Genomic DNA, 13,436 nt, shown 5'->3' on the forward strand with positions numbered 1-13,436 from the left:
TTAGATTCATTTTGTATCATTTTTATTATATTTGCAGATACAATTTGTATCAATGTCAGTTTTTTCAGATAACATCAGGTTTTTAAGAAGTAAAAAGAACTTATCCCAGCAGAGTTTTGCAGAAAATCTCGGGATGAGCAGAGTGCGTTATTCAAAATACGAAGACGGCCGGTCAGAACCGCCTTACGAAATTCTGATCGGTATGTCAAAATTTTTTAATGTAAGCATAGATCTGCTCCTTACTTTAGACATCCGCAAATATCCGCTGGAACAAATGATCAATCTGCCGGATAACAGGATTATCCTGCCCGTAGTCGTTGATCAGTTGGGAAACAACAGTATTGAAATTATTCCTCAGAAAGCATCAATGGGATATTTATCCGGCTATAGTGATCCTGAATATATCGAAAATCTGCAGAGAATTTCGCTACCGTTCTTAACCCATGGAAAATACAGAGCATTTCCCGCACAGGGAGACTCCATGCCTCCCTTTAAAGACGGCTCTTATATTGTGGGAAAATATATTGAGAATATTGATGACCTGAAATCTGACAGAAGTTATGTATTTGTTACACTGAATGATGGGATCACCTACAAGCGTTTCACTGCGAAGAAAGAAAATGCCATAACGGTAAAAGCTGACAACTCGTTCTATGATCCGTATGATATTCCTTTAGGGGAACTTGTAGAAATATGGCAATATGCATCAGGAATTTTCCCGGAAGACTTTGAACCGGACCGTGTTGACCGCTACGACCTGAAAGAGATGTTTTTTGAACTGAGAAAAGATATCCGGAAAATCAACAGTAAACTGTAAATTCTCAAGCTGTCACAAGGCAGCATATCCTATCTATCCTGAATCCGAAAGCACTATAAATCTACTGATGAGATCCAACTGGTTTTCCGGAAATATCTCTGGAAAATTATCAATCCTGTTTTCAAAGCAGCAGATTGATCAGTTTATAAATTCAAAGCTTCAATGCAGGTCTGTAATGAGTGCTCCCCATCTGCTATATTGTTCTTCAGAAATAGGTACTCTTCTACTGAATGCAATCATCAGACTTATATTTCATATATCCAACGGAATTTCCAAAAATACTTCTCTCCCTAATAGCATAAACATCACCAGGAAACCCCAACAGTTTCTTGATATGTAAATTTTCCTCTGCAAATATAAAAATCACTTTAACCCGCTAAGGGTAAACGTCTGACCAAGAGCTTTCATCTACAAAATCTAATTTTCAAAAGAAAACATCATGTTTACCCTACACTTTAATATTATATTTATCATACTGAAAACCAAATAATTAATATTTTTAAAACACGTCAAGTTCTGTCGTATCCCGCGTCTATATTTGCTTTCAGAAAACAATAAAATTTATGAATATGGATAAAGTAAGCTTACAAAGAATTGAAAAACTGCATCCCTCTGTCAGAGAGGAAGTGAAACAGATCATTGCTGAATGTGACAAAGCGCTTACGGGAAAAGCAAAAGTTAGAATCACGCAGGGATTACGAAGTTTCGAGGAGCAGGAAAAATTATATGCGATCGGAAGAATTACTTCAGGGAAGAAAGTAACAAATGCAAAGGCCGGACAAAGCATTCACAACTACGGTTTAGCCGTTGACATCTGTTTAATCATCGATGGAAAAACAGCAAGCTGGGATACAGCCAGAGACTGGGACAATGACGGCATTGCCGATTGGTATGAATGTGTGAAAATTTTTGCAAAATACGGTTGGGACTGGGGTGGAAACTGGAAAACTTTTAAAGATCTTCCTCACTTTGAAAAAAAGAACATTTTGACCAAAAAAGGCCTGATCAAAACGAGTTGGAGAACGCTTTTAAAGATGGAAAGGGATGAAAACGGATATGTGGTTTTATAATGTAATTTATTTCATAATTACTCTAAATACGTCAAGTTCTGTCGCTTCCCGCTCCTACCTTTACTTTACCAAACAACAGCAGAAAAAATGAAAAAGACAACCATTCTTTCTTTGGACGGCGGCGGAATAAGAGGTATCATTACCTGCATTATTTTACGCTACATAGAAGAACAGCTACAGATCCAGGATAAGCCAGGCGCAAAGCTTGGAGACTATTTTGACCTGGTTGCAGGAAGCAGCACCGGAGCCCTTATCGCATGCATTATCCTCTGTCCCAATGAGTCACGGAAAGCAAAATATTCGATTCAGAAAGGACTGGAACTGTATGCCGAAAAAGGCGGTGACATATTCCAGGTTTCTTTTTGGGAGAGACTTGTTAATCCTTTTGGATTATTGAATGAAAAAATATCCCAGGAAGCTCTTGAGAAAAACCTGAATGACTTTTTTGGAAATTTAGAATTAAAGGAACTGATCAAGCCCTGTTTAGTTACCAGCTATGATATAGAAAACAGGCGGGCCAAATTATTCAACTCATGGAAAGCCAATCTAAGCACTGACAATTTTTATGTTAAAGACATCTGCAGAGCAACTTCAGCAGCCCCTACTTATTTCAGCCCGGTTCAGATCAGGTCGATGTACGGACAGATCTTCAGTCTGATCGACGGCGGAATGTTTGCCAATAATCCTGCACTCTGTGCATATGCAGAAGCCAGAAAAACTCCGTTTGCAGAAGTCCTGAAGAATCATCAAAAAGCCAATCATCCTACGATGAACGATATGATTATCATATCCATAGGAACGGGGATAGAATCAAAAAGCTATTCTTTTAAAAAGATGGAAAAAGCTGGAAAAATAGGCTGGGTAAACCCTATCATCGATATATTAATGTCTGCCAATGCAGAAACTGTAGACTATCAGCTTTGTCAGATGTTTCAGACTTTAGGCCAGAGAAACCAGAAAAATTATTACCGTCTTAATCCTTCATTAAAAAATGCTTCTCCGGCAATGGATAATGTTTCAAGATTCAACATAGAAAATCTGATACAGGCGGGATTAAGTTATATTGATGATCACAGGGAAAATCTGAATCAGATTGTTCAGAAATTAATCAGAAATAAAATATAAGCTTATTTACTTATACTTATCTCATATAAGCAAATACGCTTATAATTAAAATTACAGAAATAATTTTAAAATACGTCAGGTTTTGACGCTTCTCAAAATTACTTTTACCGTATTAATAGGAACACACAGAAAATAATCAACCCATTTCTAAAAACTGAATTCAACATTTAAAAAATGATGAACAGCCGGAAATATATCAAAAACGAAATTTATCACTAAAAACATAACCCTTATGGAAACACCTAATTACAGCACAGAATCATTGTCTGATGAGGAACTCTACACCATTAGCTGGAACGACATCGAAAATACAGAACCCGATTATGACAATTATCTCAACGAAATTGAAAATTTTTTCAGAGAGGATTTTGAAAATGATGTTATTGAAGAAGATATTTTTTAAAATAAAATTTTAAAATACGTCAAGTTTTGTCGTTTCTCACTATTATTTTTGGAATGTAAATAAAGCACAAAAAAATCCTCTTTCAATTTATCAAAACCTTTGAATTCACCATTCACAAAATGCTGAACAGCCAGAGGTGTGCTTAAAAACGAACAGCTAAAAATTACTGAAAAATGAACCGTTAAAAACTACGGGAGAAATCCTTTGCAGGAAACCACTGGATGTACTAATTTAATGTTCAGTAAAAGTTAAGCAGAAAACCTTAATTTTAATTTATGAAACGATAGCAAAAAATCTATGATGCTGCTTTTAAACCAAGGCCCTTCAACTAAGCAATGTGCGAACTAATATCTCGGAAATCGCGCGAGAACTCGGAATTTTAATCGCACTACTTACAAATGGTACTATAAGTATGAAGAATTTGGGGAAGTCATTTTAGAAAAGCAAATTACTTTAGACTTGGTCACACAAGTGTAAATTCCAGAACTTTTTATATTTATCGAATCATAATAGAAGAGATAATGGATTTGGAAAAATGGAAGTTTATGAAGTAAAAAAATAAATATTAGAAATTTAATCTTTCAACCGCAGTTTACCGTTGCGGTTTTTTGTACAAAATTGTTACTAAATCTGAGCAGTTTTCTTGACAACGGACAATCGGATTTATAGAAATTAGATGGCTACATCTAAAACTTTTAAATATCATCCCACAGAAAATACTTTGATTAAAGATTATGGAATATAGTCCCGCTGCAGCACGATTTTGTCGTATCACTTTTTCTTTAAGTACTTCTCAATTTATTCTTTTTATAAAAAGAATCACAAGTAAAAATTTCACAATACCAAAGGATCATACTTTATAAGTTTTTGCTACAGTAGGTTGGCTAAATGTATTTTCTATTGTTTAAAAACTTTCCCAAAAACTTATCCACAAAAATAAAACACGACACCTTTTGTCGTATTAACCGTATATATTTGTAATAGAAACTTTAACAATGAAATGCCTGAGTTTCATTCGGCCAAATCTAATGTATCTCGGGTGATAACGTAAATACTATAATGAAAAAAGACTTTTACCTTACCAGATATGCCTTAATCATTAAGAAATTAGAGAGTGCTCCGGCTACCTATTCGCAGTTGGAAGACTATCTGTTAAATTCTTTCGAATTCCAGGATGCGGGAATCAAGAGCTACTCGATCCGTACTTTGCAGAGAGATATCCGTGAAATTTCAGGTCTTTTTAATCTTTCTATTCATAACAAAAAGAAAGGTGACAACCGGTATTACATTGAAAGCAGACCCATGATGGAGGTAGATGAGTACAATCAGAAATTATTGGAATCTTTTCAGGTAAGCAATGCCCTGAATGTTCATCCCGATTTTGCTGATTTTATCTTTTTCGAAAGCAGAAAACCGACCGGTGTCGAGCATTTTTATGATCTCTTCTTTGCGATCCGTAATAAAAGAGTGGTAACTTTCGAACATTACAATTATAAAAATAAGCTGATGACTTCCAGGAAAGTTCATCCTTTGGCATTAAAAGAATCAAAAGACCGTTGGTATCTGATTGCCATTGATACTAAAGACAAAGCGCTGAAATCATTCGGTGTAGACCGGATTAATTATCTGGATGTGACCAAAAATAAGTTCAGGGAAAAATATAAATACAATTTCCGCGAGCACTTTAAAAATGCCTTCGGTGTAATGAACCTGACGCAACAGAATCCTCAGAAAATAGTTCTGAAATGCAGCAGGCATCAGGGAGAATACATCAGGAGTTTTGCCCTTCATCAATCTCAAAAAGAAACAAGGGAAACACAGGACGAGATTTATTTTGAATTTTTTCTACATCCTACCTATGACTTCATGCAGGAAATTCTGTCCTATGGAAAAGAGGTAACGGTATTAGAACCTAAAATTTTAGTTGACAACATCAAAAAACATTTGAAAGAATCACTTAATAATTATTCTGATGATAATTTTTTGCATCCTTTTTGATTACATTTACAAAAATAACCATCGCTTGAAAGTTTTATTCTTTTTTTTCATGCTTCTTTCCACACTTTGTTTTTCTCAGCAGACCGAGGAATTCAAAAGAGTAAAAGAGTACTACAACCAGCACAGAAGCATGCTCAGCCAGGAATTCAGGAAAAAATTTGACGCAGAAAACAACAGCATTGCTAAAATTGCTGTAAGACAGGATTTTCTGTTTTTTATGAAAAAGATGGACAGTATTGAAAATGTTGCCCTAACGGGAGCCTTGGTTAAAGTTAAAAATCTTGAAGATCTTAAGAAAATCAGTATTTCCTTTACAACAGAATCGGCGGTCATTTCTCATACAACCGATCAGTCAGCAGTTTATCCCGGAGGTATTGATACACTCAGAAAGCATGTCGCCCATCTATTCTACGGAGAAGGGGTTCATGCCGAAAACGGAAACAGCAAAGCAGTCGTTGCCTTTATTGTCGAAAAAGATGGAAGCATCAGTAACGTAAAGGCAGAAGGTGATAATTTTACATTTAACCGTCAGGCTGAGATAGCATTATACTCAATTCCCGATAAATTTTCACCTGCTTCTGTTAATGGAAATCCTGTAAGGTATAGCTTCAGACTGCCTTTAGCAATGAATCCTGAGTGATTACAAAATTTTTCTCGGCCGTCTCATTATAAATATTATTTTTGAGAAAAAATTCCATGAAAAAATTCTTTACTGTTTTAACGGTTTTTATAACCTTATTTTCCCTGCGTGCACAAGAACTCAATTCTAATCAGGAAAATGGCTCTGAAAGAAAAAATGACATCCTGCTTGATCCATTCCTGCTGATTGCCGTTCCCTTGATTAATGTTTCTTATGAAAGGCTGATTAATAAAGATATGGGTATCGGGGTAAATGCCATGATTACTTTAAGTGACGAAGTAGACGATTTCAAACAATTTTCACCTTACTTCAGATATTATTTAGGAAAAAAATATGCTTCAGGATTATTTTTTGAAGGCTTTGTACCTGTAACAATACAGCGAGACGGTTTTTATCACACTGATTATGACAGCCCTACAAATACTTATTACTATAATTACGGAGGAGAAAAAACAGTAACAACCGTAGGAGTCGGTTTTGGTATCGGAGGGAAATGGGTGATCAAAAACAGATTGGTGATAGAAGCAAGCGGAGGGATTGCCAGAAGGTTTGGAGACTTTGATAAATATGATTTAGGACCCGTTACAGGAAAAATAATGGGAGGTATCGGATATCGATTCTGATTTGTTCAAAAATATTTGATGAAAAGCTTAGTTTTGCACTAAGCTTTTATTTTTATGTTTACCGATGAATATTTTATGAAGATGGCTTTTCAGGAAGCCGAAATTGCATTTGAAAAAGATGAGGTTCCCATTGGATGTGTGGTCGTCTCCAATAATCGCGTTATTGCCAGGGCACATAATCTTACTGAAACTTTAAACGATGTGACAGCACATGCCGAAATGCAGGCAATCACCTCTGCAGCGAACTTTTTGGGCGGAAAATATCTCATTAACTGCACCCTGTATGTAACTTTAGAACCTTGCGTAATGTGTTCAGGTGCTTTATCCTGGTCACAGATTTCAAAAGTGGTGATCGGGGCAAGAGACGAACAGCGTGGATTTATCAATAAAAAGCTGGGTCTTCATCCCAAAACAGAAGTAATCACAGGAATCATGGAGAATGAATGTTCTTCTATTGTCAAAGAGTTTTTTAGATCAAAAAGGTAAAGTATTCTTACTTACATCTTATTTCATATTAGAAATCTTTACCCAAAAAATAAAGTCCTTTTAATGTATGAAGCCTGTCAGCAACGTGTATTTTATCGGTAAGCGGTTTGTAAACATGAGAAACGCCGCCGGTTGCTATGACAAAACATTCGTCTTTGACCTCATCATTAATACGGTCAATAAAACCTTCCACCATTCCCAGGAAACCGTATACCATACCGCTCTGCATACAGCTGATGGTATCCAGACCTAATACAGATTTCGGCTTTATCAGTTCAATTTCAGGAAGCTGAGCTGTCTGGCTGATAAGGGAATTTAATGACGTAACGATTCCCGGAGCGATAATTACGCCTAATGTTTCACCATTTTCTGCCACACAGCTAGCTGTGAGCGCAGTACCAAAGTCCAGTACAATCTTCTTTCTGTCAGGGTACATATTATGTGCAGCTACCAGATTGGCATAAATATCCGTTCCCATCTGCTTAGACTTGGCGATGACCTCTGAAGGAGTCGTCCGGTCTACCATAACAGGAACGATTCCATGAATTTTTCGTATGGCAGAAGTTATTTCTCTTGTCAATTGAGGGACTACAGAGCCGATGATGATTTTCTCAATTTTCCGGGGATCGATTTTATATGTCTGGTATAGGATCAGCATCTGACCGTGCAGCTCATCAGCAGTTCTGTACGGCTTTGTGTTGATTACCCAGGAGATCTCACAGTTGTCATCATCAAAAAGACCAAATCTGATATTGCTGTTTCCAACATTGATTACGATAGAATTCATTTATTTGCTTTTCAATTGTTCAATTTCGGCTTTCAGTTCTTTGATCTGCTGCTCGTAGTGAGCAATAAGTTTTTTTGAAACTTCCGAATATTCATTAAAAATATTATCATTAAATCCTTGAAAACCGTGAGCATTATCCTTATTTTCTTGATTAAAATTTTTTTGAGAATCCGTTTCTAAGATTTCATTTAACGGAGTTTCCAGGATTTTAGAAATATCAACCAGTCTTTCAACCGTCAGTTTGGTTTCCCCGGTTTCTATTTTACGGTATGCCGACGTACTCAGGTCAAGATCCTGCGCCATATTCTCATAAGAAAACCCCTTCTTACTGCGGATCTCTGCGATCTTTTTGATGATCTTTTCCATAAGAGCGAAAATTATTTTCGTAAAAGTAATAATTTTTCCGCAAAAGTGTATTGAGTGTTAATGAATTTATTTTAATATTGCACAAACATAATTAACATACGATGAAAATAAATTACTTTATAATGCTCTTAGCATTAGCTTTAATAGTATCAGGCTGCCGACAGTTAGATATTATTCAGGAAAATGACCTTCAAAATAATCATGTTAAAGTTTCAGTGATTAAAAATAATGAAATTTTAAAAAACGCTCTCCTTTTTGACAAGGTTTCAACGATTCAAAATAAAAACTTTTCCCGTTCTCTAATCTCTAAAACCATTCAGGATTCTGTTTTAGAAGGAGCTATTATTTCAATGGAAAGTGCAATGCTTGTAGAGAACGGAGAAAACAAAACTTATACTTTTTCCGTTATCAGATCTTCCAATCAATCAATAATTGAAAACTTAGTACTGAAGCAAAAGCAAGACAATACTTTTTCAGGCGTACTGATACAGTATAACATTTCTCTAAAAGAAAAAGAACTTTTTATTTCGGGTCACAATATTGATCTTAAAAATAAAATAAGGATTTTTGACATCAGTAACCTGAATATCAATCTGAACGCAAGGGTGCAGACTGATGCCATAGGATGTTATGCTATAACATGGGAAACAGGATGGTGCTCAGAAGGAATACATTCTTCAGGAAATGATGCGGGATGTATTGTAGGCGGAGCACCTAATCCTACAATCATATCTATTGTAAACACATGTGCTGGCGGCCCAGGATCAATTAATGACAGCGGCTTACCATCTAATCCCGGAGGCACCCAAGGTGATAGTGGGTCAGGGGGTTATGACACGACTCCTTATGTTGAAAGTGAAGCTGAATTGATAGAAATGAACAGAGTTTTCAGATTAAAACTAAATCCTTCTCAGCTTTCATGGTATGACTCTCATCTTGTATTAGGAATGGATCTTGCCAGATTGTATAACACTGACCAAACAATACAACACCTTAATTTTCTAAAATCTGTTATAGAGTATATTAAGACATCTACTAATGTACAAGATACATTACTGTATGCTTCCATAATAAGTTTTCTAAAAGAAGAAGGAAGCTACCAGGAAAACTGGACTTTAATAAATAATATATTTACTGAGCACAATACCACTTTAGGAATTGCTGTTTTAAATTTTATTAAGGAAAATCCTGATACATTAAACAAAACTGAACTAATCAACAGGCTTAAAGCATTGGACAATGCCTTAGCTCAAAACCCTAATTTATTGTTAGATATTCCTTGTGGAGAATTATCTAAATGGCAAGATGTCGCAACTCATCAAGTTCCTCAATCAATTAAAAATAAATTATTTCAAATTAATGGATCCACACATTGGTATCAAGACGATTTCGCAATACAAAATTTAGACTTTGCATCCGGACCAGGAATAAATATGGATTTATTTTCTGTTAGAGTTACTAATATGCCTTTTAAACCAGGAACTAATCAAAAATATACTCCTGCAGAATTTTTTGATTTCTTTAGAAGAAATATTAATCAATTTGCAGAGAGTTTTACTCCAATTGTAAGTAGCTCTTATGGAATTGACGATACTGCTCTCTGGTTTTCAAATAATCCGTTAGGAGCATTGATACATATAGAAATACCAGGTGATAACGGAACAGTTGTGTGTTCAGGTTATAATACACAAGCATGGATCTTTACTACTATTAAGGCACCTATTACTTTGGATGGTTTACATCCTGTAAGTGGAAATAGACTTTTTGGTTATTCTGTAGACTCAAACGGTTTTATGTATCTTTATATTAGAGGAGTTGACAGATTTACAAAACCAATAGGTAATTCAACGCTTGCTTATTTAACTGAAAATTTTGCATTCTCAAAAGCAGATGAGCTTTGGGAAAGCATGCAAACTAAATTAGAAAACTATATTAACTCTATTCCAAATGGAGGTTTAGCAAATAAGTTAGAACCGAAAACATATCGCCCAGCTTATTCAAAAATTAAAAATTATTTAAAAAATAAAGCTCCACTGTCAAGCTTAGGATGTAATTAATTTGCTTATTCATGAAATTTTTAGAAAACTTCCCTAAATTAATATTAACAATTATAACTTTTGTTTGTGTTAAAAACATCCTCCAAATTTTTTTTGGAATTATTAGTAACTCCCCTAATAAACAGTATGATAGTTTAATTTTAATAAATCCATTAAATTTTACAGGCTCATCATTAAAGTTTTATATCTTTTATTTCTTGCTCTATGAAATTATAATTATTGGTTCAAGCGCTTACTTGTTATTATATATTTGCTTATTTCTTTTGATTAAAAGATTCGGAAATAAATTAATAATACAGATTTTATATTTATTAATCATGTCTAATATTGCTGTTATATTTTTTAATACTCAAATAAATTTCTTCTCTGTATTAATAGCTATAATTTTAGGAATATTGAACTGGTATATCTTTAAAAAGTACATTAAATAATTCACTTATGAGAAAAAAAAACTTACTTATACTTCTTTTAATCTTATCTAATTATATAAGCGCACAGATATTTAAACAACCTTATTATTTCGTTGGGCAAGATGAAATGCATGTTTTCAAACAGTCTAATGATACATTATATGCTTCAACAACATTTTCTTTAAAGCCTTTCAATACAGAAAAATATAAAAATCATTACAAAATATGGTCTATAGATGAAAAGCGATCTGATTTTATCATAATAAAGTTAGAGAGTCTTGACAGTACTCCCTTAACAACAGATCCTTACCCGAAAGACCGATTTAAAATTTCTGTATATAAAAAAAAGAATGAAAAAGAGCTTCTGCTGATAAAAGATATTCTACATTTGACGAAAGAAGGGATGGCAGAGTATAATACAGATACAATACAATCTAACAGTAATTTAGGAATGAACCTATATAGCCTATCTTATATGAAAGAGTTATTAAACCTTAAAAAGGTTAAGAGTAAAAAAGACACGGATAAAATCAATCAGGAACTAAACCATCCTAAGTACTTGGAATTTGTAAAAAATTATATAAAGCAAGGTAGACTGTCTGATCCATATGCTTCTATTTTAAATGCAAATTTAATTAATTCTGCATGCTTGAATCTTGGATACAGCCCTATCGGCGCAAGTTTTATAATGGGTATTATCAAATCTAACAAGAGCAGTAAAGAAAAGGAAATAATTATTAATGAGTTTTATAGAAAAGTCAATCCATAAGTTAATCTGTAAATATTTTGAAATTCAATTAATGCATCAGATAAGAGACCTCCATGAAAAATATTTATGATCTGGAATATTGTAAGGACATTATTCAATCATAAGTTGGGCTCCTATTAAACAATTAATTATAGAAGCTTCTAAACCATTTTCATGAAAAAATGGCCTTATTATTTTACGTCTAAGTATTCTTGTATTTTCTAAGGCAGCCGCAGCGGCCAAAGAAGTATTTGAAAAAATAAAAAAGGAAGCAAAGATTGACGGGAATTATAAAACCGTCAATAATCTTGTGAATGAATTTTATGCGCAAAACCTCCTGGCGGACACTGATGACATGAAGCCCGAAACCATAGAAAAAGTTCAAAATCTGGCTTTTTAATCTCACCCCTCTTAGGCACACTCAAAAGTAGAGTTTTTGATTAATTTGACCTCCCCCCGATATATGGAACAGTCTAAATTAGAGAAATTTGATTTTTCTGACTGTTATTGATGGAGTAGATTGGTATGTACCTAGTAAATATAATATCATAGGAGAATTTATAGATTTAAACATTCGATTTAAAATAATTAAAACTTTAAAATGTGATTTTAGAGACGTCAAGAATTGTGATTTGAAATATAAAATTTTGACCTATGATGAGGATACGGGTAGCTTTGAAGAAAGACAATGTGAAATTTATATTCGACACCCTAATTTTCCTGAAATTAGTTGTGATGCAACAACATTTGAAAAAGAATAAAAAAAATTTTTAGATATAAAAGGATCACCAGTATGCAAAAAATAAAAGAAATACTAAAGTTGCTTTATTATCTATACAGCTATCTAAGTATCAAAGATGAAGCCCTTAAAAAATGATTTAGTTAAAAACTATTCTGGTCAATGGATGGTAAAAACAGTTTCAAATTAAATAATAGATGATGAAAAAAATTACAATCCTATTTCTCATAATACAGTCTATAATAGCCTTTTCCCAAAAACCTGTGAGATTATATACGGAAATAAACAAAGATACTGTTTCCTATTATGCCGACAATATTGAAATCTTTCCTGTCACTCTTTCTTTTACCGGTCAGCCTCAACTGGAGAATCTGCGGATGCAAATGAAATTTGAACTGGTAAAAGTACTGCCGTCATTATCAAAGAAAAACCGGGTAGCCACCTTTTTGGTAATTGACAGAAAGAAAGGCTGGAAAATCAAAAAAATTCCTAATTATCACACTTTGGCCGGAAACGCCACCATAAAAGCCTACGATGTCCACTACCTCTATGATCTTCCCTATAATAAAGGAAAATCATTCCCGGTATATCAGGGATACAACGGCAAGCTCTCGCATCAGAATGAAAACTCATTGGATTTTACTATGCCGGAAGGTACAGAAGTATTAGCATCCAGAGAAGGTTTAGTCATAGATATCGTGCAGAACAACAACAAAAGCTGTCCGACCAGAAGCTGTGCTCCATTTGGAAATTATATCTCTATACTGCATTCGGACGGGACGATTGCACAATATTATCATTTACAGCAAAACGGAGCCCAGGTAAAGATTGGAGATGAGGTTACAAAAGGACAATTCATTGCTTACAGCGGAAATACCGGCTGGAGCAGCGGACCTCATCTTCATTTTAATGTGTATATTTCAAGTGCGACAGCTGATAAAAACAGGATTACATTAAAGACCCTTTTCAGGACAGGAAACGGAAGCAGAACAGAGTTTTTGGAGGAGAAAAAATCGTACTCGAGAGCATATTAGCATTTCCATTCACAATTATTTTTCTGAAATAACAACTTTGAAGCCCTGAAACAAACAAGATTTGCCGCTTATTGAGTACAGTCATATTATTTTGAATTTCAAATACATCTTAATTTCGTGATATAATTTTTAT

General features: G+C 34.3%; 14 protein-coding genes. 12 read left to right on the forward strand and 2 right to left on the reverse strand.

Annotation, left to right across the window (positions count from 1 at the left end; translation table 11 throughout):
- Nucleotides 1–52: 52 nt before the first annotated feature.
- The 8 genes from AC2A07_RS00655 to AC2A07_RS00690 all read left to right on the forward strand — a co-directional run bounded on the left by AC2A07_RS00655 (nt 53) and on the right by AC2A07_RS00690 (nt 7,162).
- Entirely contained in the window at nt 53–817 is a 765-nt protein-coding gene (locus AC2A07_RS00655; protein ID WP_484048758.1) for an XRE family transcriptional regulator, read from the forward strand.
- 569 nt (nt 818–1,386) lie between these two features.
- The gene (locus AC2A07_RS00660) at nt 1,387–1,887 is read left to right on the forward strand and encodes a M15 family metallopeptidase (RefSeq protein WP_484048759.1); all 501 of its coding nucleotides are present in this window, start codon (nt 1,387–1,389) and stop codon (nt 1,885–1,887) included.
- An 87-nt stretch (nt 1,888–1,974) separates the two neighbouring features.
- Nucleotides 1,975–3,012 (forward strand): patatin-like phospholipase family protein, encoded by a 1,038-nt coding sequence (locus tag AC2A07_RS00665; RefSeq protein ID WP_484048760.1) that lies wholly within the window; start codon nt 1,975–1,977, stop codon nt 3,010–3,012.
- Nucleotides 3,013–3,244: 232 nt separating this feature from the next.
- Nucleotides 3,245–3,415: a hypothetical protein gene (locus AC2A07_RS00670; RefSeq protein WP_484048761.1), complete on the forward strand. Its 171-nt coding sequence runs from the start codon at nt 3,245–3,247 to the stop codon at nt 3,413–3,415.
- A 1,059-nt stretch (nt 3,416–4,474) separates the two neighbouring features.
- Complete coding sequence (locus AC2A07_RS00675; RefSeq protein WP_484048762.1) at nt 4,475–5,413, forward strand: helix-turn-helix transcriptional regulator; 939 nt, start codon at nt 4,475–4,477, stop codon at nt 5,411–5,413.
- Between the two features lie 25 nt (nt 5,414–5,438).
- Nucleotides 5,439–6,053, forward strand: a complete 615-nt coding sequence (locus AC2A07_RS00680) for an energy transducer TonB (protein ID WP_484048763.1) — start codon at nt 5,439–5,441, stop codon at nt 6,051–6,053.
- Between the two features lie 56 nt (nt 6,054–6,109).
- A complete protein-coding gene (locus tag AC2A07_RS00685) occupies nt 6,110–6,676 on the forward strand; it encodes a hypothetical protein (protein WP_484048764.1) in 567 nt (188 codons plus the stop codon).
- Between the two features lie 54 nt (nt 6,677–6,730).
- Entirely contained in the window at nt 6,731–7,162 is a 432-nt protein-coding gene (locus tag AC2A07_RS00690; RefSeq protein WP_484048765.1) for a nucleoside deaminase, read from the forward strand.
- A 28-nt stretch (nt 7,163–7,190) separates the two neighbouring features.
- Here AC2A07_RS00690 and AC2A07_RS00695 read toward each other — a convergent pair whose 3' ends face one another.
- Both AC2A07_RS00695 and AC2A07_RS00700 read right to left on the reverse strand, forming a co-directional pair.
- Nucleotides 7,191–7,949, reverse strand: a complete 759-nt coding sequence (locus AC2A07_RS00695; protein ID WP_314493150.1) for a type III pantothenate kinase — start codon at nt 7,947–7,949, stop codon at nt 7,191–7,193.
- On the reverse strand, nt 7,950–8,315 hold the full coding sequence (locus tag AC2A07_RS00700; protein WP_484048766.1) for a helix-turn-helix domain-containing protein: 366 nt from the start codon (nt 8,313–8,315) through the stop codon (nt 7,950–7,952).
- A 122-nt stretch (nt 8,316–8,437) separates the two neighbouring features.
- Here AC2A07_RS00700 and AC2A07_RS00705 point away from each other — a divergent pair, with 122 nt between their 5' ends.
- The 4 genes from AC2A07_RS00705 to AC2A07_RS00720 all read left to right on the forward strand — a co-directional run bounded on the left by AC2A07_RS00705 (nt 8,438) and on the right by AC2A07_RS00720 (nt 13,303).
- Nucleotides 8,438–10,372 carry a hypothetical protein gene (locus tag AC2A07_RS00705; RefSeq protein WP_484048767.1) on the forward strand — a complete coding sequence of 645 codons (1,935 nt, stop codon included), beginning with the start codon at nt 8,438–8,440 and terminating at the stop codon, nt 10,370–10,372.
- A 438-nt stretch (nt 10,373–10,810) separates the two neighbouring features.
- Nucleotides 10,811–11,551 carry a hypothetical protein gene (locus tag AC2A07_RS00710; protein WP_484048768.1) on the forward strand — a complete coding sequence of 247 codons (741 nt, stop codon included), beginning with the start codon at nt 10,811–10,813 and terminating at the stop codon, nt 11,549–11,551.
- A gap of 467 nt (nt 11,552–12,018) precedes the next feature.
- The gene (locus AC2A07_RS00715; RefSeq protein ID WP_484048769.1) at nt 12,019–12,291 is read left to right on the forward strand and encodes a hypothetical protein; all 273 of its coding nucleotides are present in this window, start codon (nt 12,019–12,021) and stop codon (nt 12,289–12,291) included.
- A gap of 241 nt (nt 12,292–12,532) precedes the next feature.
- Nucleotides 12,533–13,303 carry a M23 family metallopeptidase gene (locus AC2A07_RS00720; protein ID WP_484048770.1) on the forward strand — a complete coding sequence of 257 codons (771 nt, stop codon included), beginning with the start codon at nt 12,533–12,535 and terminating at the stop codon, nt 13,301–13,303.
- The last annotated feature ends 133 nt before the right edge of the window (nt 13,304–13,436 follow it).

The sequence above is a fragment of the Chryseobacterium sp. HNCC26DJ238 genome (assembly GCF_057180465.1).

Excerpts from the sequence above, each read along its gene's own strand:
- AC2A07_RS00655 (WP_484048758.1), top strand. The coding sequence starts at position 53 with ATGTCAGTTTTTTCAGATAACATCAGGTTTTTAAGAAGTAAAAAGAAC.
- AC2A07_RS00660 (WP_484048759.1), top strand. The coding sequence starts at position 1,387 with ATGGATAAAGTAAGCTTACAAAGAATTGAAAAACTGCATCCCTCTGTC.
- AC2A07_RS00665 (WP_484048760.1), top strand. The coding sequence starts at position 1,975 with ATGAAAAAGACAACCATTCTTTCTTTGGACGGCGGCGGAATAAGAGGT.
- AC2A07_RS00670 (WP_484048761.1), top strand. The coding sequence starts at position 3,245 with ATGGAAACACCTAATTACAGCACAGAATCATTGTCTGATGAGGAACTC.
- AC2A07_RS00675 (WP_484048762.1), top strand. The coding sequence starts at position 4,475 with ATGAAAAAAGACTTTTACCTTACCAGATATGCCTTAATCATTAAGAAA.
- AC2A07_RS00685 (WP_484048764.1), top strand. The coding sequence starts at position 6,110 with ATGAAAAAATTCTTTACTGTTTTAACGGTTTTTATAACCTTATTTTCC.
- AC2A07_RS00690 (WP_484048765.1), top strand. The coding sequence starts at position 6,731 with ATGTTTACCGATGAATATTTTATGAAGATGGCTTTTCAGGAAGCCGAA.
- AC2A07_RS00695 (WP_314493150.1), bottom strand. The coding sequence starts at position 7,949 with ATGAATTCTATCGTAATCAATGTTGGAAACAGCAATATCAGATTTGGT.
- AC2A07_RS00700 (WP_484048766.1), bottom strand. The coding sequence starts at position 8,315 with ATGGAAAAGATCATCAAAAAGATCGCAGAGATCCGCAGTAAGAAGGGG.
- AC2A07_RS00705 (WP_484048767.1), top strand. The coding sequence starts at position 8,438 with ATGCTCTTAGCATTAGCTTTAATAGTATCAGGCTGCCGACAGTTAGAT.
- AC2A07_RS00710 (WP_484048768.1), top strand. The coding sequence starts at position 10,811 with ATGAGAAAAAAAAACTTACTTATACTTCTTTTAATCTTATCTAATTAT.